The sequence below is a fragment of the Variovorax sp. PEI5 genome, assembly GCF_056679935.1.
On record NZ_CM155257.1, the window covers coordinates 134,568 to 155,073 of the forward strand.

Below are 20,506 nucleotides of genomic sequence, written 5' to 3' on the forward strand. Positions count from 1 at the left end.
TTGAAAAGGGGAAACGATGAATCTTTTGGATGTTAACTGGCGATTAATACAAAAGGCTGTCAGTTAACGTGCACTAAGTCCGGCTAAGCCAAACGCGAGAGCTGATCCTTCAGTCTCGCCACGGTGACGTCGAAGTCGGCGAGGCGGCGGCGCTCCTGCTCGATCACGGCCGGCGGCGCCTTGGCCACGAAGGCCTCGTTGCCCAGTTTGCCGTTGACCCGGACGATCTCGCCCTCGACGCGGGCCAGTTCCTTGCCGATGCGCAGCTTCTCCGCCGCCTTGTCGACCTCCATGTGCAGGCACAGGCGCACCGCGCCGACCAGCGCCACCGGCGCGGCGCCGGCGGCGTCCGCCCAGGCCGTGGCATCGTCGAACACGCGCACCTCCTTGAGCTTGGCGAGTGCCTGCAGCACCGGCGCGGCCTCGCGCAGGAAGGCGCCATCGCCGGCGTCGTCGGCCACCGCGAACAGCGGCAGGCGCGTGGCGGGGGAGACGTTCATCTCGCCGCGCAATGTGCGGCAGGCGTCGACCAGGGACTTCAGGCGCGCGACATGCGCTTCCGCGGCTTCGTCGATGCGCTCGGGCTGGCTCTGCGGATAGGCGGCGATCATGATCGACTCGCCCGCGCGTCCGGCCACCGGCGCCACCTTCTGCCACAGCTCCTCGGTGATGAACGGGATCACCGGATGGGCCAGGCGCAGCAGGGTCTCCAGGGTGCGGATCAGGGTGCGGCGGGTGGCGCGCTGCCGCGCCGCGTCGCCGGTCTGGATCTGCACCTTGGCGATCTCCAGGTACCAGTCGCAGAACTCGTCCCAGGCGAACTGGTAGATCGCCGTGGCGACGTTGTCCAGGCGATAGTCCTCGAAGCCCCGGGCGACGTCGGCCTCGACCCGCTGCAGGCGCGAGGTGATCCAGCGGTCGGCCTGGCTGAAGCGCAGGTAACCATGCGCCGGGCCACCCGGCGCGCAGTCGGCCTTGGTGTGCTCGGCCAGGCCGCAGTCCTGGCCTTCGCAGTTCATGAGCACGAAGCGCGTCGCGTTCCAGAGCTTGTTGCAGAAGTTGCGATAGCCCTCGCAGCGCTTGCTGTCGAAGTTGATGCTGCGCCCGAGCGAAGCCAGCGAGGCGAAGGTGAAGCGCAGGGCGTCGGCGCCGAAGGCCGGGATGCCCTCGGGGAATTCCTTCTGCGTGTTCCTGCGCACGGCGGGCGCGGTCTCGGGCCGGCGCAGGCCCTGCGTGCGCTTGTCCAGCAGCTCGGGCAGCGCGATGCCGTCGATCAGGTCGACCGGGTCGAGCACGTTGCCCTCGGACTTGCTCATCTTCTTGCCCTGCGCGTCGCGCACCAGGCCGTGGATGTAGACATCGCGGAACGGCACCTTGCCGGTGAAGTGCTTGGTCATCATGATCATCCGGGCGACCCAGAAGAAGATGATGTCGTAGCCGGTCACCAGCACGGAGGAGGGCAGGTAGCGCGCCAGGTCGTCGGTGTGCGCGGGCCAGCCGAGCGAGGAGAAGGGCACCAGCGCCGACGAGTACCAGGTGTCGAGCACGTCCTCGTCGCGGCGCAGCGTCCGGCCGGCCGCCTGGGCCCGTGCCTCGGCCTCGTCGTGGGCCACGTACACGTCGCCGTTCTCGTCGTACCACGCCGGGATCTGGTGGCCCCACCAGAGCTGGCGCGAGATGGTCCAGTCCTGGATGTTCTCCATCCAGTGGTCGTAGGTGTTGACCCAGCTCTCGGGCACGAAGCGCACCTCGCCCGACTTCACGACGTCGATCGCCTTCTGCGCGATCGACTGGCCGTCGGCGCCGGGCCTCTTCATGGCCACGTACCACTGGTCGGTCAGCATCGGCTCGACGATGGCGCCCGAGCGCGCGCAGCGCGGCACCATCAGCTTGTGCTTCTTCGTCTCGACCAGCAGGCCGGCGGCCTCGAGGTCGGCCACGACGGCCTTGCGCGCGACGAAGCGGTCGAGACCCCGGTACTTCTCGGGCGCGTTGCCGTTCACGGTGGCGTCCAGGGTCAGGATGCCGATCGTCTCCAGCCCGTGGCGCTGGCCGACCGCGTAGTCGTTGTAGTCGTGCGCCGGGGTGACCTTGACGACGCCGGTGCCGAAGGCGCGGTCGACATAGTCGTCCGCGATGACGGGGATCAGGCGGTCGGTCAGCGGCAGCCGCACCTGGCGGCCCACCAGGTGCCTGTAGCGCTCGTCCTCCGGATGGACCATCACGGCGGTGTCGCCCAGCAGGGTCTCGGGTCGGGTGGTGGCCACGGTCAGCGTGCCGCTGCCGTCCTCGAGCGGATAGGCGATGTGCCAGAGGAAGCCGTCCTCCTCCTCGCTCTCCACCTCCAGGTCGCTCACCGAGGTCTTGAGCACCGGATCCCAGTTGCCCAGCCGCTTGCCGCGATAGATCAGGCCTTCCCGGTAGAGCGCCACGAAGGTCTGCGTGACGACCTTCGACAGGTCCTCGTCCATGGTGAAGTACTCGCGGCTCCAGTCGACCGTGTCGCCCATGCGGCGCATCTGGCGCGTGATGGTGCTGCCCGACTGCTCCTTCCACTCCCAGACCCGGGCGACGAAGTTCTTGCGCGCCTCCGCCGGCGTCGGGCCCATGTCGTGGCGGCTGATCTTCTGTTCCTGCAGCTGGCGCTCCACCACGATCTGCGTGGCGATGCCGGCGTGGTCGGTGCCCGGCACCCACAGCGTGTTGTCGCCCTTCATGCGGTGGTAGCGCGCCAGGCTGTCCATGATGGTCTGGTTGAACGCATGGCCCATGTGCAGCGTGCCGGTGACGTTGGGCGGCGGCAGCTGGATGGCGAAGGCATCGGCATCGTCCCGGGGCGCCCCGGTGCCGCGGAAGCCGGCGGCGGCATAGCCGCGACGCTCCCATTCCGGACCCCAGTGCGCCTCGATGGCGACGGGCTCGAAGGATTTGGGGAGGCTGTCGAGGCCGGGTTGCGCGGGGGGGGTATGGAGGGTGTCGCTCATGGCGTGGCGGAGGGCGTGCGGCGCCTTCGGGGCACCGTCGCCGACGGAGTGGGAGGTGGCGGGAAAGGTCCGATTTTAGCCGGCGCCTCCCGCGTGGCATGCCCGGCCACGCTGCGCCCCGCCACGGGCCGCACCCATAATTCCGCCCCATGCTGTTCCTGCTCTCGCCAGCCAAGTCGCTCGACCACGAAACCCCGCTGCCGGTGGACATGCCCGCCGCCACCACCCCGGTGTTCGAGGGGCCGCGCGGGCCCGCCGCCGAACTCGTCGCCCTGCTGCGCGCGCAGTCGCCGCAGCAGATCGCGGGCCTGATGCACCTGTCGGACAAGCTCGCCGCGCTCAACGTGGCGCGCTATCTCGCCTGGTCGCCCCGGGGCACGGACGACAACGCCCGTCCCGCCGCGCTGGCCTTCGATGGCGATGTCTACGGCGGTCTGGATGCCCGCAGTCTCGATGCGGCGCAGCTCCGGTGGGCGCAGGCCCATGTCTGCATCCTCAGCGGCCTGTATGGCGTGCTGCGGCCGCTCGATCGCCTGCAGCCCTACCGACTGGAGATGGGCACGAAGCTCGCCAACGCGCGCGGGTCCGATCTCTACGCCTTCTGGGGCGCGCGCATCGCCGAGCACCTCAACACCCGCCTCGCGGCGGACGCCACGCCGGTGGTCGTCAACCTGGCCTCGCAGGAGTATTTCAAGGCGGTCGATCCGCGCGTGCTCAAGGCGCGCGTGGTGACCTGCGTGTTCGAGGAATGGAAGGCCGATGCCCGTGGTGGCGGCCAGTACCGGATCGTCAGCTTCCACGCCAAGCGCGCGCGCGGCCTGATGGCGCGCTGGGCCGTGCAGCACGAGGCGGTCACGCCCCGGCGGCTGGAGGCCTTCGACCTCGAGGGCTATCGCTTCGACGGCGCGGCCTCGACCCCCGAGCGGCTGACCTTCCGCCGGAGGACCGCTGCATGACCGCTTCCTTCACGCCCGAACTCCAGGCCTGGGCCGAGGCCCAGCTGGCCGCCGGCCACGACGCGCCGGCGCTGCGCCGCTCGATGCGCGAGGCCGGCTGGGACGAGGCCTCGGCCGAGGCCCTGCTGGCCGGACTCGGACTGGCGCCCCGCGCCGTCGGCGACGCGGTCGATGGCACGGCCGAGGCGCGGAGCCCATCGCGTGGCGCGATGCCCGGCCCCGACCTCGACGACGCGCCGCTCTACCTCGATGCCGGCGACCGCCGCGTCCACGTGCTGCAGACGCTGCGCCACCCGCGCGTGATCGTCTTCGGCGACCTGCTGTCCGACGACGAATGCGCGGACCTGGTGGCCGCCGCCGGTCAGCGCCTGGCGCGCTCGCTCACCGTCGAGACCAAGACCGGCGGCGAAGCCCTCAACGTCGACCGCACCAGCGATGGCATGTTCTTCGAGCGCGGCGAGAACGAACTCGTCGCGCGCATCGAGCGCCGCATCGCCGCGCTGCTGCGCTGGCCGGTCCACTATGGCGAGGGCCTGCAGGTGCTGCGCTACGCGCCCGGCGCGCAGTACCGGCCGCACTACGACTATTTCGATCCCGGCGAGCCCGGCACCCCGACCATCCTGCGCCGTGGCGGCCAGCGCGTCGCCACGCTGGTCATCTATCTGCAGGAGCCGGAGCAGGGCGGCGCGACCACCTTTCCCGACATCGGCCTGGAGGTCGCGCCCAAGCGCGGCACGGCGGTGTTCTTCAGCTACGACCGCCCCGACCCCGCCACGCGCACGCTGCATGGTGGCGCTCCCGTGCTGGCGGGCGAGAAATGGGTCGCCACGAAATGGCTGCGGGAGAGGGAGTTCACATGAAGGTACGCGCCAACGGCATCGACATCGAGGTCGAGGACACCGGCGGGGAACACCTGCCCGCCGTGCTGCTGATCATGGGCCTGGGCATGCAGCTCGTCGCCTGGCCCGACAGCCTGGTGCGGTGGCTGGTCGAGGCCGGCTATCGCGTGGTGCGCCACGACAACCGCGATGCCGGCCTGAGCCAGGACTTCGACCGGCTCGGCACCGGCAACGTGCTGTGGCAGGGCCTGCGCTACCGGCTGGGCCTGCAGGTCCGCTCGGCCTACACCCTGCAGGACATGGCCAACGATTCCCTGGGCGTGCTCGACGCACTGGGCATCCGGCGCGCCCACGTGATGGGCGCCTCGATGGGCGGCATGATCGCCCAGCGCCTGGCCGCGACCGCGCCCGAGCGGGTGGCGAGCCTGATGAGCGTGATGAGCTCCAGCGGCGCGCGTGGACTGCCGGGCCCGCGCTCGGACGTGCTGCGCCTGATGATGCGGCGGCCGCCGGGCCGCGACGAAGCGGCGCTGGTCGCGCACAGCATGCGGCTGGTCCGGCTGATCGCCGGGCCGGTGTTCCCGCCCGACGAGGTGGCGCTGCGCGAGCGCCTGGTGCGCGCGCTGCGCCGCTCCTACCGGCCCCGCGGCCTGGTGCGCCAGACCCTCGCCGTGGCCGCCGATGGCGATCGCGCCGCCCTGCTGGCGCGCATCACCAGCCCGACCCTGGTGCTGCATGGCGATGCCGATCCGCTGGTGCCCGTGGCCTGCGGGCTAGACACCTCGCGGCGCATCCCGGGGGCGCGCTTCGCGCTGGTGCCGGGAATGGGCCACGACCTCTCGCCCGAACTGGTCGAGATGCTGCTTGTCCACATCGCGCCCTTCCTGCGCGATGTCGACGCACAATCGCTCCACGCATGACGACGAATCTCGACAACACCCCCGAACGCTCGCAACTCGGCCGCGCCTCCGCCTACGCCGACCGCTACGACCCCTCGCTGCTGTTCCCGATCCCGCGCGCCACGCAGCGCGAGGCCATGGGCCTGCGCGGCGATGCCCTGCCATTCTTCGGCGCCGACCTCTGGACCGCCTTCGAGCTCAGCTGGCTCAACGCGCGCGGCCGCCCGCAGGTGGCGATCGCCCACATCACCGTGCCGTGCGAGACGCCCCACATCATCGAGAGCAAGTCGTTCAAGCTCTACCTCAACAGCTTCAACCACAGCGTCTTCGCCGATGCCGAGGCCGTGCGCGAGCGGCTGCGCCTCGACCTGGCCGAGGCCGCGTGGCGCGGCAGCGGCCGCAGCGGCGGCATCGGCGTGCGGCTGGTCATGCCCGAGGCCTTCGCCCGCGAGAAGGTGCAGGAGCTCGAGGGCCTCGACCTCGACCGGCTCGACATCGAATGCACGCACTACCAGCCGGCGCCGGAGCTGCTGTCCTGCGACGCCACGCAGCCCGCCGTCGAGGAGACGCTCTGCAGCCGCCTGCTCAAGAGCAACTGCCTGGTCACCGGCCAGCCGGACTGGGGCAGCGTGCAGATCCACTACAGCGGCGCGCCCATCGACCAGGCCGGGCTGCTCGGCTACATCGTGAGCTTCCGCAACCACAACGAATTCCACGAACCCTGCGTCGAACGCATGTTCAGGGACATCATGGAGCGCTGCCGGCCGCACAAGCTGGCCGTCCATGCCCGCTACACGCGGCGCGGCGGTCTCGACATCAATCCGTTCCGCACCAGCTTCCCGCAGGCGCTGCCGCCGAACGCCCGGACGGCGCGACAGTAGGTCCGTTCCTACGTGCGTGTTTTCGCTTCGGATCGATACTCGAATGCTGTCTTTCTAGCCACATCCAGGCATTTGGGGTACCCACTTTGAACGTGTTGATCGTTGACGACAACCAGGCTGCGGCCGACCTGCTGCAGGAGCTCCTCTCGCTGCAGGACCACACGGCACGCTGCACCTACTCGGCCCAGGAGGCGCTCATCGCCGGCGCCGAGGAGGTCTTCGACGTCGCGCTGATCGACATCACGCTGCCCGATCTGCCGGGCACCGAGGTCGCGCGCCGCCTGCGGGCGTCGAGCCGGCCGCCCGCATTGCTGGTGGCGGTGACCGGCCTGTCCTCCCACGACACGCTGGGCAGCGATCCGAAGCTGTTCGACCACCACCTGCAGAAGCCGATCGATTTCGATGCGCTCGACCGCATCCTCGAGCAGGCCGTCGCCAAGTCCTCTTCCTCCTCCTCATCGTCTTCATGAAAGCTTCTCCGGGCGCTCGCAGCTGGATCGCCGCGGGCGTGCGGCACGAACTCCTCACGCGCGCGCTGCCGGCCCTGCGCCACGACATGGCGGCACCGGTGTCGGTGATGCGCATGGGACTGCTGATGCTGCGGCGCCAACTGGGTGCCGCGACCATCGACCCGGCGGTGTGCGAGGAGCGCGCGGCCCTGATCGACCACCAGATCGCCGAACTGGTCGCCGCCGTGCGTTCCCTGCGCGACTGGGAACTGGCGGTCGAGGACGATGGCATCACCCGCGCCGCCCTGGTGGCGCAATGCATGAACCTGATGCGCGCCGCCTTCGATTTCCAGGGCGTGCGCCTGACCTCCGACGAGGCCTTCGATGCCGCTCCGGCCACCGGCGCGACCGATGCATCGGCCACCGTCTGGCCATCCGGTGCCTCGCTGCGCTACCTGCTGCTGGGCGCCCTGGGCTACCTGCACGACAACGTGCCGCACGTGGTGGGCATCCACGTCGCCGCCGATGGCGATGCCGGCCTGTGGATGCGGGCGAGCACCGGGGACACGGAAGCCGCGCCTTCCGACACCGGGGCCCATCGCGCGCCCCGCGCGCTGGCCATCGACGCCATCGCGCTGCAGTCGCTGGCCGACGACCTGGGCTATGCGCTGACCATCGAGCGCGACGCCGTGCGCCTGCCGCTCGCCGCCGGCTGACGGCCCTCGGCTTTCACGCCACCGGCCGGCTTCGCTCCGGCACGATCTCCCCGTACCGCCCGCGCGACCTGTGCGGTGCCAGCCCGGCGCCCGGGCCGGCGCGTGCTCGCCGCGACCTGCCTGGCCTCGCGCGCCAGGGTGAGCCGGTGACCGCGCAGGAAGGCCAGCAGCCGCGCTTCGGCCGCGTGCAGGCGCCGTGCCGCGCGGGCCTTGCCGGCCAGCGTGCGCCAGATGTCGCTCATGGTGCCCGCATCGGCGGCGAGCTGGCCGCCCAGCGACAGCACGGCCGGGTGCACATAGGCCTTGCGGCACACCGCCGGCGTGTTGCCCAGCTGCCGCGCGACGGCGGCCACGATCTCCTTGGCGTTGAAGCGCGCGGCCGGCAGGGCGCGGGCGGCCGTGGCGGCTCCGCCTTCCAGGGCGCAGGCGCCCTGGCCCTGTTCGCAGGCCAGCCGCGTGAGTTCCAGGGCCTGCACCGTGCCATGCCAGGTGCGGAAGTCCTTGGCGGTGAGATGCTCGCCCGAGGCTTCGCGCAGGTAGTCGTTGACGTCGCTCGACGACAGGCCACGGGGCTGGCCGTCCTCGTCCTGGTACTGGAACAGGTCCTGGCCCGGCAGCTGCTGGCAGCGCCGCACGATGCGCGCCACGCGCGGATCGTCGACCTCGGCGCTGTGCATGACGCCGCTCCTGCCCTTGAAGTGCAGCCTGAGCGTCGTGCCCTCGATGTCGGCATGGCGGTTGCGCAGCGTGGTGAGGCCATAGGAGCCGTTGCTGGCCGCGTATTCCTCGTTGCCCACGCGCAGGAAGGTGGTGTCGAGCAGGCGCACCAGGGTGGCCAGCACGCGCTGCCGGTCGAGCGCGGCGTCGCCGCCGGCGGCCAGGTCGCGCGCGACACGGGCGCGGATGCGCGGCAGGGCCTGGCCGAAGGCCTCGAGCCGCTCGAACTTGCTTTCGTCCTTCAGGGCCCGCCACTGCGCGTGGTAGCGATATTGCTTGCGACCGCGCGCATCGATGCCGGTGGCCTGCAGGTGACCCTGCGCGAGCGGGCAGATCCAGACATCGGTGTAGGCCGGCGGGATCGCCAGGCCGTCGATGCGCGCGATCTCCCCGGCATCGCGCAGCCAGCGGCCGGCCGCGTCCTTGTAGCGGAAGCGTTCGCCATGCCGGAAACGACGCAGGCCGGGCATGTCGGCATTGACGTAGACCAGGCCGCCGGGGAGGGGGTCGGGTCGCGCGTCGGCGGCCGCGGTGCTGGTGGATGAGGAAGAGGAAGAGGAAGCGGCGGTGGCGGCGGAGCGGGCGGTGGGCATGGCGTCTCTGGCGTGATCGTTCGGATGCGTCCGAACATGCGCGCGCCGGCGGGCCGTCGACTGTAGGACGCCGCAAATGTGCCGGGTGCGCGGCGCGCCCGTGGGCACGCGCGCCATTCAGAAGAGCGAGGCGGTGGTCGCCGGTGGCCGGCGGGGCGATGTCGCCGCGCCTCCCTGGCCATCGGCCGCCGCGACGGCCGACGCGGCGGCGCCGGCCCGCGCGGCGGCGCTGCCGGCCTTGGCCAGCGTGCCGACGCGCACGCCGATCAGCCGCAGCGGGCGCTCCAGCGGCACGCGCTTGAGGCACTGGCCGGCGGCCTGCCGGATCGACTTCGCATCGGCGACGAAATGCTCGATGGTGCGGTCGCGTGTCGCGATGCGGAAATCGTCGTAGCGCAACTTGATGCCGATCGTGCGACCGACATAGCCCTTGCGCTGCAGGTCCTCGGCCACGCGCTCGCACAGGTGGGTGAAGATCGCGCCCAGCTCGGCGCGGTCGCGCACCGCATGCAGATTGCGCTCGAAGGTGGTCTCGCGGCTCATCGACACCGGTTCGCTCTCGGTCACGACCGGCCGGTCGTCGCGGCCCCACGAGACCTCGTGCATCCAGGCGCCGGTGGCCTTGCCGAAATGCGCCATCAGCCAGTCGCGCTCGCGCGCGGCGATGTCGCCCACGGTGCGCAGGCCCAGGGCCTCCAGCCTGGCATCGGCCTTGGGCCCGATGCCATTGACCTTGCGCGCGGGCAGGGGCCAGATCCGCGTGCGCAGGTCCTCCTCGTGGACCACCGAGATGCCGTTGGGCTTGTCGAACTCGCTCGCCATCTTGGCGATCAGCTTGTTGGGCGCCACGCCGATCGAGCAGGTCAGCCCGGTGCCCTGGAGGATCGAGCGCTGGATCAGCCGTGCCAGCGCGCGGCCGCCCTCGCGCTGGCCGCCGGGCACGTCGGTGAAGTCGATGTAGACCTCGTCCACGCCCCGGTCCTCCATCACCGGCGCGAGCTCGGTCACGATGTCCTTGAAGCGGCGCGAGAAGCGCCGGTACTCGTCGAAATCGACCGGCAGGATCAGCGCCTGCGGGCACAGCTTGGCCGCCTTCATGAGTCCCATGGCCGAGCCGACGCCGAACTGCCGCGCCGCGTAGGTGGCGGTGGTGATGACGCCGCGCCCGGCATAGTCCTTCAGGCGTGGGAAGGCCGCCACCGGGATGTCGGCCAGCGTGCCGCCCTCGGGCACGTCGCGGATGGCGTCGTCGGCCTTGCGCCGGCCGCCGCCGATGACCAGCGGCAGGCCCTTGAGCTGCGGGTAGCGCAGCAGCTCGACGGAGGCGTAGAAGGCATCCATGTCGAGGTGGGCGATGCGCCGGACGGGAGGGGCGGGAACGTTCACGCCGGTGATTCTCGTCGCCGGCGCATACACCTTGCAGCCTCTCTATCGGCCCGATGAAAACCCCGACCGACGGGCCGATGCACAAACCACAACGAAAGAAGGAGAATCCCCGGCCTTGTCCGAAATTACTACTCCAAGATCCATGACACCCTCGCCCCGCCCCGGCAAATTGCCGATCTACCGATCCCTGTACGTGCAGGTCATCACGGCCGTCATCATCGGCGTGGCGCTCGGACACTTCTTCCCGCACCTGGGCGAGTCGATGAAGCCGCTCGGCGACGGCTTCATCAAGCTGATCAAGATGATCATCGCGCCGATCATCTTCTGCACCGTGGTGGTCGGCATCGCCGGCATGGAGGACATGAAGAAGGTCGGCAAGACCGGCGGTCTGGCGCTGCTGTATTTCGAGATCGTCAGCACCATCGCGCTGATCGTCGGCCTGGTGCTGGTCAACGTGCTCAAGCCCGGCGCGGGCATGAACATCGACGCCTCGACGCTCGACACCAAGGCCATCGCCGCCTACACCGGCCCGGGCAAGATGACCGGCACGGTCGACTTCCTGCTCAACATCATCCCCACGACGGTGGTCGATGCCTTCGCCAAGGGCGAGATCCTGCAGGTGCTGCTGATCGCGGTGCTGTTCGGCTTCGCGCTGCATCGCTTCGGCGGCCGCGGCACGCTGGTGTTCGACATGATCGAGAAGAGCTCGCACGTGCTCTTCACCATCGTCGGCTACATCATGAAGCTGGCACCCATCGGCGCCTTCGGCGCCATGGCCTTCACCATCGGCAAGTACGGCGTCGGCACGCTGGTGTCGCTGGGCTACCTGATGTTCGTGTTCTACCTGACCTGCCTGCTGTTCATCTTCGTCGTGCTGGGGCTGATCGCGCGCTTCCACGGCTTCAGCATCTGGAAGTTCATCAAGTACATCAAGGAGGAACTGCTGATCGTGCTGGGCACCTCGTCCTCCGAGTCGGTGCTGCCGCGCATGATGGAGAAGATGGAGAACCTGGGCGCCAAGAAGACCTGCGTCGGCCTGGTGATCCCCACGGGCTACTCCTTCAACCTCGACGGCACCTCGATCTACCTGACGATGGCGGCGGTCTTCATCGCCCAGGCCACCAACACGCCGATGACATTGACGCAGGAGATCACCCTGCTGGCGGTGCTGCTGCTGACCTCCAAGGGCGCCGCCGGCATCACCGGCAGCGGCTTCATCGTGCTGGCGGCCACGCTGTCGGCGGTGGGCACGGTGCCGGTCGCCGGCCTGGCGCTGATCCTGGGCATCGACCGCTTCATGTCCGAGGCGCGGGCGCTGACCAACCTGATCGGCAATGGCGTGGCGACCCTGGTGGTGGCCAAGTGGACCGACGAGCTCGACGAGAAGCGCCTGCACGCGGCGCTGAACAACGAGACCTGGGTCGAGGCCCAGGAACCCGAGGTGCTGGTCACCGCCAAGACCTCGCGCATGGCGGCCGGCACCGGCACCGATACCGTCGACGGCACCATGCCGCGCTGAGGCCGCGCTGAGGCCGCGCTGGCGCCGTCAGCGCGGCGCCGGGGCCGGCCGGCCCGCGTCGGCCGCCCGGACGCCGGCGCCACGCACCTCGAGCCGGATGCGGTCGAGCGTGCGGCCCCGGTCGTCGGTCAGCTCGACGACATGGCGTCCCGGCCACGGCAGCCAGCCGAATCCCGCGCCACGGGCCTGCGGCCGGCCATCGATGCGCCAGCGCAGGCCATCCCCATCGATGCTCCCGCCGCTGGCCTCGAAGCGCACCCGCTGGCGGTCCGGCGGGATGTCGGGGTCGACGGCGACGATCGAGCCATCGGCCGGCTGCGCGATGCGGCGCGCCGATGGGGCGGAAGCCGCCGCGGCCGTCCGACCCGATGCGGTGGCGGCGGTGCTCGGACCATGGGGCGTGAACACGGCCTGCTCGGTGCCGGCCAGGAACCACTCCTCGCGCGCTGCTTCCAGGCGGTCGTCGAAGCGCACCGCCAGCCGCACCAGCCCCGGCGGCGGGGTCGGCGGACGGCTCGGCCGGCGCGCCTGCAGGTGCGCCATCACCTCGGCCCAGACCGGCGCGGCGCCGCTGGTGCCGCTGACATCGCGCATCGGTGCCCCGCTCGCGTTGCCGACCCACACGCCCACCGTGTGGTGCTGCGACCAGCCGACGGCCCAGTTGTCCCGCATGTCCTTGCTGGTGCCGGTCTTGACCGCGCTCCAGGAGCGCGTGCCCAGCACGCTGTCGACGCCGAAGGTGCGCACGCGCGCGTTGGCGTCGGCCAGGATGTCGCCGACGACGAAGGCGGCGCGGGCGTCGAGGGCCTGCGCGGCCGGGCCCGGCGCCTGGCCCGGCAGCAGCCGTGGCGTGCCGCGCCGGCCGTCGTTGGCCAGCGTGCGGTAGGCATTGGCCAGGGCCAGCAGCGACACCTCGGCGCTGCCGAGCGCCAGGCTGTAGCCATAGTGCCCGCCACCATGGCGCAGCGGCAGGCCGGCCGCCGCCAGCTGGCGCGCGAACGACTCGGGCGACACCATCACCAGCGTGCGCACCGCCGGCACGTTGAGCGAGGCCGCCAGCGCGGTGCGCACCGACACCGGTCCCTTGAAGCGCCGGTCGTAGTTCTGCGGGATGTAGAGGCCGCCGGCGGTGGCGATCTGCGCCGGCGAGTCGTCCAGCAGCGAGGCGGCGGTGAGGCGGCGCTCGGCCAGGGCCTGGGCATAGAGCAACGGCTTGAGCGTCGAGCCGCTCTGGCGCGGCGCCAGCACACCGTCGACCTCGGCCGCGCGGCTGAGGTCGCCTGAGGAGCCGACCCACGCCAGCACGTCGCCGCTGGCGTTGTCGAGCACCACCAGGGCGGCGTCCTCGACCTGGCGGCCGCGCAGTTCGCGCAACTGGCGCCGCAGCGCGGCCTGCGCGAAGCGCTGCAGCGATGCGTCGAGCGTGGTGCGCAGGCCGGCATCGAGGTCCCGGACGCCCTGCGCGCGGGCCTCCTGCAGGGCGCGCCGCGCCGCGTGCGGGGCGATGCCCGCGCTGGCATCGAAGGCGCGCCGCTGCAATGCCGCCTCGGCGAACAGGCCGAGGGCATCGCAATCGACGCTCGACGATGCCGTGTCCGGCACCGGCGCGGTCGCCGGGGTCCAGGCGGTCCGCATCGGCGCCATGGCCGGATCGGCCGCGTCCGAGCCGCTCTCCATCGCCCGCAGCACCTCGCAGGCACGGCGCGCGACCAGCGCCGGCCGGGCATTGGGCGCGCGCACCAGCGCGGCGGCGATGGCGGCCTCGCGCGCGTCGAGCCCGTGCGCCGCCTTGCCGAACAGCGTGCGCGAGAGGGCATCGATGCCGACCAGCTCGCCCCGGAACGGCACCAGGTTCAGGTAGGCCTCCAGGATCTGGTCCTTGCGCCAGCCGGCTTCGAGCCGCGTCGCGCCCAGCGTCTGGCCGAGCTTCTGCGCCAGGCTGCGGCCGCCGGCATCGCGCCGGCGCAGGTCGTCGTCGAGCAGGCCGGCGAGCTGCATGGTGATGGTGGAGGCGCCCCGGGTGCGGGTGTGCCAGAGATTGCCCCACGCCGCCGCCGGCACCGCCGCCCAGTCGATGCCACCGTGGGCGTAGAAGCGCCGGTCCTCGCTCAGCAGCAGGGCGGTGCGCAGCGCGGGCGAGACATCGGCCAGCGCGATCCACTGCCCGCGCCGCGCGCCGGTGTCCAGGCGCACGCGCTGCAGCGGCTGGCCATCGCGATCGAGCACCGCGACATCCGAGGGCCGGAAGGCGGCGCGCACCTCGGCGAAGCCGGCCAGGGCCCGGGCCGGCGTCGCCGCGGATGTGGCCATCAGCGCGACCAGCGCGATGGCACCGGCGCGCCACGATGCGGTCCCGCTCGGTCCGCGCCCCGGCCCGGGGCGCATCGAGGCCGGATCGACGCCGGCGGTGGACGGGCGCGGGGACATCGGAGGCAGCGGAGGCATCGGTGACCAAGCGGCCCGGGCCGGCCTATCGCGTGGCGCCGGCGACGACGACGCGCGCGTTCGGCAGCTCGCCGAACATCTCGGGCGCGTACATCGCCTCGACGCGGCTGGCCGGCAGCGCGAAGTCGCCGGCGTTGTTCAGGCGCAGGGTGTATTCCAGCGTCGTCACGCCGCGCGGCAGGAAGGCGTAGTAGCCCCGGTAGGACTCGGCACCGCGCTCCTCGAAGGTGGTCGGGGTGCCGGCCGGCGCGGCCTCGCCCCGGGTGGCGATGCGCGAATCCCGGCCCAGCCCGCCGCCCAGGATGGCCGCGCCGGCCGGCACCGGATCGCTGACGACGACCCAGCTCATGTCGGCGCTGGCGGTGATCTCCAGGCGCACGCGCAGGATGTCGCCACGCGTGAGGCGGCCGGCCTCGGCCTGCTCGACCGGCGTCACGCTCCTCCTGAGCGCATAGCCGGCGGCGCGCGGCGCCGTCGCCGGCACGGCGGCCAGCGCCTGCAGCGTGAGCCACGGCCGGCCGGTGCCCTCGTGGGCCACGCTCAAGGTCCGGCGGGCCGGCTGCAGAGCCGCCGCCGGCCAGGGCAGGAACATGTCGCGGCCGCCCGGGTCGCCCGCGACGGCGCCGGGCCGTGGCACCGGATCGCGCCCGGCGCGTTGCCAGTCGACGCGGGCACTGCGCGCGGGAGTGGCGCCATCGGAGGGCGCGCCCAGCATCGCCACGGTCGTGCCGGTGACCGGCGCGCGCTCGCGCAGGCGCGAGAAACGCTCCAGCGCCAGGCCGGCCCACAGGTTGGCCGGCGTGGTGGTCCAGGCGCCGCGCGTCTGGCGCTCGATCAGCCCCGAGGCGATCGGGCCGAGGTCGTCCCGCCACGTCGGCTCCTCCAGCACCGCCAGCAGCAGGCGCGCGATGTCGACATCGCCATTGCGCATCAGCCACCACCAGTGGTCGTCGGACTCGGTGCTGAACAGCACCCGCGTGCCCTGGTAGGAGAGCCGGGTGTGCAGCACCCGCGCCACCTCGTCGAGCCGCTGGCGGTGCTGCGGCGCGTCGGGCAGGCGCTGGAGGACCTGCAGCCAGTCGATCACGGCGCCGGTCGGCCAGCGGGCCGGGGCGATGGCGATGCCGCCGAGCATCGACGCCCGGGCCCGGCCGGTGCGCGACAGGGCTTCCAGCGCGGCGAGCTTGCGCACATCGAGATCGCGGCGCGGGCTCCAGGTCTCGCGCTGCGTGCGGCCCTCGACGAAGGCGATCAGCCCGTCCTCCATGCGCGTGCGCAGGGCGTCCGGCAGCGCGAAGGCCGGATCGATCCGGGCCGCCTCGTGGGTGGCGGCGAGCAGGTAGGCGGTGAGCACGTCGCTGCCCGTGGCGGCCGCGTCCTCGCGGGGCGGGAAATAGCTCGCCAGCCCGTCGTCGTCGAGGTAGGTCGGCAGCTGCTCGACCACGCCGCGCCAGAGCGCCGCGTCGCGCAGGCCGATCGACCGGCTGGCGCGCTGCTCCAGGCAGGTGAAGGGATAGCGCGCGAACCAGTCGCGCACGCCCGGCAGGCCATCGGCGAGCCGGGGCTGCAGCGACATCCGCAGGCCGCCGCGCCCGGGCAGCGCGCCGGCCGGTGGCGCGACGTCGAGCCGGAACGCGGCGTCGCGCTCGTCGAGCTGCACCAGGGCGGCCTGCTGGACCGCGACGGGCACCGCCGGCAGGCGCCGCTGGCGCACCCGGAGCGCATCGCGCGCCCCGGCATCGCCCGCCAGCGTGTCGCGCGCCTCGATCTCCCATGCCAGGACGTCGGACGAGGCCGGCGCGGTCGCGCCGTCCGGCGCCAGCAGCACGGTCACCTCCCAGGCGACCGGCCGCGATGCGCCGGCCGGCAGGTCGATCGTCTGCGCGGCCAGGGCGATCGGAGCGCTCGGAGGGGGCAGGGCGGTCGGTGTGCTCGGTGCGCTCGGGGAGGGCGCGAAGCGGGCGCCGACCGCGACGCGCATCGCCCGGGTGGTCGTGTTGCGCAATGTCGCCTGGGCCGTGAAGCGGTCGCCCTCGCGCACCAGGGGCGGCAGGCCGCCGATGATCTGCAGGTCCTGCGTGGTCTGGATCATGGTCTCTCCGGTGCCGAACAGGTCCGTGCCGGCATCGGCCACGGCGACGATGCGGAAGCTGCCGAGCGTGTCGTTGAGCGGCACCGTCACCACCGCCCGGCCGTCGGCGTCGAGCACCACCGCCGGGTTCCACAGCAGCAGGGTGTCGAACAGCTCGCGCGTGCGGGCCTTGCCGCCGCCGCCGCCCGCCGGCACCGCCTTGCGGCCGTAGTGGCGGCGTCCGACGATCTCCATCTGCGCGGTCGAGGTCGAGACGCCCCAGCTGCGCCGCTGCAGCATGGCATCCAGCAGGTTCCAGCTGTCGTTGGGCTGCAGCTCGAGCAGGGCCTGGTCGACGGCGGCGAGCGCCACCTCGGCGCCGGCGGCGGGACGGCCATCCGGCCGCGTCGCGCTCAGGGTGACGCGCGCCTGGCCGCGCACCGGATGGCGGGGCTGGTCGCTGGTCACCCGGACATCGAGCCGGTGCGCCTGCGTGCCGATCCGGATCTCCGCCACGCCCAGCCGGTAGGCCGGCTTGCCGAGGTCGACCAGCGCGGTCGGCGCGACATGTTCGCGGCCCTCGTGGCGGAAGGCCGTCCACCATTCGCGCGGCGCCCTGAAGCCCCAGGTGAAGAAGCTGTACCACGGCACCTCGCGCAGCCGCCCGCGCAGCGCCAGCACGCTGACGTAGGCGTTGGGGCCCCATTCGGGCCGGACCTCCAGGCTCACCGTCGGATCGCGTCCTTCGAGTCGCACCACCCGGGTCTCGACGATGCCCTCGCGCTCGACCGTCACCAGCGCCGTCGCGAAGCGGAACGGACTGCGGACCTGGAAGCGCGCCGTCTCGCCCGGCTCGTAGCGCTTCTTCTCGGGCAGCACGTCGATGCGGTCGTGGTCCTCGCCGCCGAACCACAGCTCGCCCTGGCGCGTGACATAGACGGTGCTCGCGGCGCGGCTCTCGCGGCCCTGCCCGTCGCTGGCCACGACGACCAGCTCGATCTCGCCCGGCTCGTCGAGCTCGACCGTGCAGACCAGCAGGCCGCGCGCATCGGCGGTGCCCTCGCAGACGCGGCCCAGGTCCTTCACCTCGGTGTGGTTGTCGTAGGTGTAGAAGCCGCCGACCATGCGCTTGCGGCTGCTGGTGGTGACGCGCGAGACGGCCTCGACGCGCAGCTTCGTGCCCTCGCGCGGCCGGCCGTCGAGGCCCAGCGCCAGGGCCTGCAGCGCGACCTTGCGGCCGGCCGAGACCCAGCCCTCGGTCCTGACGCCGGCGATCACCTCCGCCGGCCACAGCGTGTGCGTGGCGCGCAATGTCTGCACCTCGCCGGCGGGATCGGCATAGGTGGCCTCCAGCAGCAGTTCGCGCGGCGTGCCGGTGGCCGCCGGCAGGTCGTCGATGGTCACCCGGCCGGCGCCCTCGCGGTCGAGCGTCAGCGGCAGCCGGTCGGCGACGACGCGGGTATCGTCGCCGGCCGCGGCTTCCTCCTCGTCGGCCTCGCCGCCAATCGCCGTGGCCGGCGCCTCGTCGCGCCGGCGTGGCGGGGCGAAGGCGAAGCCCTCGTGGTCGGGGAAGTCGAGGAACTTGCCGCGCGCCATGGCCGACACGCGCACCGGCAGCCCGGCCGCGCCGCCGCCGGCGAGATAGCCGACGCGCACATCCACCGGCAGCGAGGCGCGCGCCACCAGCGGCTGGCCGTCGGCCGGTCCGATGCGGCCCTCGAACACCGGCAGGCGGAACTCCTCGACCCTGAACTGGCCGGCGGCATGGCTGCGGCCGGTCTCGCCGCCGGGGGCGCCGGCCGCCTGGCGCAGCTCGACCTGGTAGAGCCCGAGCCGCGCCGCCGCCGGAATCGCGAAGCGGCTCTCCGCACTGCGCCCGCCGGTGGCGCTCCGGCGCCACTCGACGGCTTGCGTGAACTGCTGGCCGCTGCCCACGTGGGTCACCACCAGCGTCGCGGGCAGGTCGTCGACGACACCGAAGCCGCGCGCCGTCAGGGTCCGCATCAGGTGCTTCATCGAAACCGTCTCGCCGGCGCGCAGCAGCACGCGGTCGAACACGGTATGGGCGATGCGGTCGGGCGCCGGGTCGAGGCTGGTGGGCACGTTGAAGCGCCAGGGCTCGATGCCGCGCTGCCAGTCGCTCCAGGTGAAGGCCAGGTCCTCGACCGGCGCGCTGCCCGGGGCCGCGTCCGGCGCGACCGGCAAGGTGGCGCGCGCGCTGACGAAGTAGGCCGGCTCGCCGTCGTAGCCCGCGTGCTCGGCCTGGCAGCCCGGCGCCTCCGGCGCGATGCCGGCCAGCGTGGCGATGCCGCGCGCGTCGGTGGTGCCGCGGGCGACCTCGCGGCCCCGGCAGTCCGACACGCGCACGGCGGCGCCCGGCACCACGGTGCCCCGGTCCAGCGTGGTGACCCAGGCCAGCGCGTTCTCGCGGCCGAGCTTGAAGTGGACCGCCAGGTTGGTCGCCAGCGCGGTCGTGCGGACATACATCGTGCGCTCCTCGCCATGGCGCGCGTCCAGCAGCGCCTCGCCCAGCCGGCGCGAGGCGATCTCCAGCACATGGAAGCCCGGCGCGAGCGGAATGCCCACGACCTCGAACGGGCGCGGGTCGCCGCCCTCCGAGCGGGGGAGCTCCATGCTCCGGGCGCCGTTGCGGCCGGCCAGCAGCGAGACCATGCGCGACTCGACCGCCTCTTGCTCCTCCTTGTCGATGACCGGGGGCAGGGAGCCGACGACGTCGCGCGCCGCCTCCCGACGCTCGATGCGCTCGTTGCGGTCGTAGCGGCGCACCTTGCGATACCAGGCGATGATCTCCGCGTCGGTGCTCGGGTTCAGAGTGCTGACCCGGCCGGGCGTCAGCGCCTGCAGTCGCAGCGCCGGCTCCACGCGCCGCACCGTCACCGGCATGACCGCGCCGCCGGGTTCGGCCAGCCGCTCGATCACGCCGAAGGGCGCGGCCGCGAACTTGGCCAGTGGCGGCATCGCCCCGGTGGTCACGGCGAGCGGAAAACCCTCCGGCGCGGCCAGTGGCCGGCCGGCGGCATCGCGCAGGCCCGGCGGCAGCTCGATCGTGAAGGCGGCGCGTTCGGCGAAGGGCGGGGCGAAGCTGAGCGAATCGACCACCGTGTCGTCGCCCGCCGGCGTGCTGCCACCGGGCGCGGTGCCGTCGAGCACCGGCAGGCGCTGCGTGCCGGCGCCGCGCAGCCGGACCTGGGCGGCCAGGGCGCGCGGCACCGGCGCGTTGAAGCGCAGGACCAGCGGGCGCAGCGGCAGGCAGGCCGCCTGGGCGTTCTCGCGCTCGCATTCGAAGGTCGCCGCGAAGGGTTCGCGCACCTCGTAGCCGAAGCGCTGCGCGCTGGCGCCGGCGCCATGGACCAGGGTCATGCGGCCACCGGCGTTGAGGGTGCGGTTGCAGCGCAGCACGGCGAAGCGCGCCGGCGCGGCGCGCGCGGCTTTCGAGCGGCCGACCGCCATCAGGGCGGCATCGCGCCCGGGTCCTTCGATCGACGTGACGGGAATGCGCTCGCCCACGCCCTCGACCTCGCAGTGGGTCCGCTCGCGCACGCGGTCGGGCGGGACGACGGCGCCGTCGAACTCGAGCACGAAGCTCTGCTGCTCCTCGATTCTGCCGCCCGGTGGCCAGACATCGCGCACCGTCGGGGCGGCGGTGGTGAACACCGAACGCTCCGGCGCCTTCAGGGCGTCGCCCGTGACCGATCGGAAGCCACCCACGCGTTCGATGCTGCAGCGCATGCCGGATGGGAGTTCGCGCCGGAAGTCGAACACCCATTGCCGGTCGCCGGTCCAGCGCCCGGTGCCTTCGCCGGCCTGCGGGTCGTCGCAGCGCACCCGCAAGGGCGCCGCCGCCTGGGGGTCGCCGAAGGCGACGGCGGCCTGGTCGAAGCGGGCGACGACCTGCCGTACCCGGGCGGCCTCGCCCTGCGGCGTGAGGCGCACGAGCTGCAACGCATGCGATTCCAGGCTCAGCAGCGCCAGTCCGCAAGCGACCCAGGATGCCAACATTTTCATGGTCTCCAACGACTTCTCCCTCCGC

Annotated in this window: 12 protein-coding genes; 7 read left to right on the forward strand and 5 right to left on the reverse strand. The window is 72.4% G+C overall.

The features are described 5' to 3' along the window. Positions 1-83: 83 nt before the first annotated feature. Complete coding sequence (locus tag AC1MLT_RS00660; protein ID WP_481033374.1) at positions 84-2,984, reverse strand: valine--tRNA ligase; 2,901 nt, start codon at positions 2,982-2,984, stop codon at positions 84-86. A gap of 149 nt (positions 2,985-3,133) precedes the next feature. Here AC1MLT_RS00660 and yaaA point away from each other — a divergent pair, with 149 nt between their 5' ends. The 6 genes from yaaA (at position 3,134) to AC1MLT_RS00690 (ending at position 7,724) form a co-directional block, all read left to right on the forward strand. Then, the gene (gene yaaA, locus AC1MLT_RS00665; RefSeq protein WP_481033375.1) at positions 3,134-3,940 is read left to right on the forward strand and encodes a peroxide stress protein YaaA; all 807 of its coding nucleotides are present in this window, start codon (positions 3,134-3,136) and stop codon (positions 3,938-3,940) included. After that, positions 3,937-4,800, forward strand: a complete 864-nt coding sequence (locus tag AC1MLT_RS00670) for a 2OG-Fe(II) oxygenase (RefSeq protein WP_481033376.1) — start codon at positions 3,937-3,939, stop codon at positions 4,798-4,800. The genes yaaA and AC1MLT_RS00670 overlap by 4 nt, the downstream gene beginning before the upstream one ends. Then, on the forward strand, positions 4,797-5,699 hold the full coding sequence (locus AC1MLT_RS00675; protein ID WP_481033377.1) for an alpha/beta fold hydrolase: 903 nt from the start codon (positions 4,797-4,799) through the stop codon (positions 5,697-5,699). The genes AC1MLT_RS00670 and AC1MLT_RS00675 overlap by 4 nt, the downstream gene beginning before the upstream one ends. Next, positions 5,696-6,559, forward strand: a complete 864-nt coding sequence (queF, locus tag AC1MLT_RS00680) for an NADPH-dependent 7-cyano-7-deazaguanine reductase QueF (RefSeq protein ID WP_481033378.1) — start codon at positions 5,696-5,698, stop codon at positions 6,557-6,559. Before AC1MLT_RS00675 ends, queF begins: the two co-directional genes overlap by 4 nt. 92 nt (positions 6,560-6,651) lie before the next feature. Continuing rightward, positions 6,652-7,029: a response regulator gene (locus tag AC1MLT_RS00685; protein WP_481033379.1), complete on the forward strand. Its 378-nt coding sequence runs from the start codon at positions 6,652-6,654 to the stop codon at positions 7,027-7,029. Next, the gene (locus AC1MLT_RS00690) at positions 7,026-7,724 is read left to right on the forward strand and encodes a hypothetical protein (RefSeq protein ID WP_481033380.1); all 699 of its coding nucleotides are present in this window, start codon (positions 7,026-7,028) and stop codon (positions 7,722-7,724) included. The genes AC1MLT_RS00685 and AC1MLT_RS00690 overlap by 4 nt, the downstream gene beginning before the upstream one ends. On the opposite strand, the gene AC1MLT_RS00695 is transcribed toward AC1MLT_RS00690, so the two are convergent. Further along, on the reverse strand, positions 7,670-9,034 hold the full coding sequence (locus tag AC1MLT_RS00695) for a DNA topoisomerase IB (RefSeq protein WP_481033381.1): 1,365 nt from the start codon (positions 9,032-9,034) through the stop codon (positions 7,670-7,672). The genes AC1MLT_RS00690 and AC1MLT_RS00695 overlap by 55 nt on opposite strands. A 117-nt stretch (positions 9,035-9,151) precedes the next feature. Then, on the reverse strand, positions 9,152-10,375 hold the full coding sequence (locus tag AC1MLT_RS00700) for a Y-family DNA polymerase (RefSeq protein WP_481035071.1): 1,224 nt from the start codon (positions 10,373-10,375) through the stop codon (positions 9,152-9,154). Positions 10,376-10,562: 187 nt separating this feature from the next. On the opposite strand from AC1MLT_RS00700, the gene AC1MLT_RS00705 reads away from it, so the two are divergent. After that, positions 10,563-11,939 (forward strand): dicarboxylate/amino acid:cation symporter, encoded by a 1,377-nt coding sequence (locus AC1MLT_RS00705; RefSeq protein ID WP_481033382.1) that lies wholly within the window; start codon positions 10,563-10,565, stop codon positions 11,937-11,939. Positions 11,940-11,966: 27 nt separating this feature from the next. On the opposite strand, the gene pbpC is transcribed toward AC1MLT_RS00705, so the two are convergent. Both pbpC and AC1MLT_RS00715 read right to left on the reverse strand, forming a co-directional pair. After that, the gene (pbpC, locus tag AC1MLT_RS00710; protein WP_481035072.1) at positions 11,967-14,249 is read right to left on the reverse strand and encodes a penicillin-binding protein 1C; all 2,283 of its coding nucleotides are present in this window, start codon (positions 14,247-14,249) and stop codon (positions 11,967-11,969) included. Positions 14,250-14,409: 160 nt separating this feature from the next. Beyond that, positions 14,410-20,481, reverse strand: coding sequence for an alpha-2-macroglobulin family protein (locus AC1MLT_RS00715; RefSeq protein WP_481033383.1), 6,072 nt, complete (start codon positions 20,479-20,481; stop codon positions 14,410-14,412). Between the last annotated feature and the right edge of the window lie 25 nt (positions 20,482-20,506).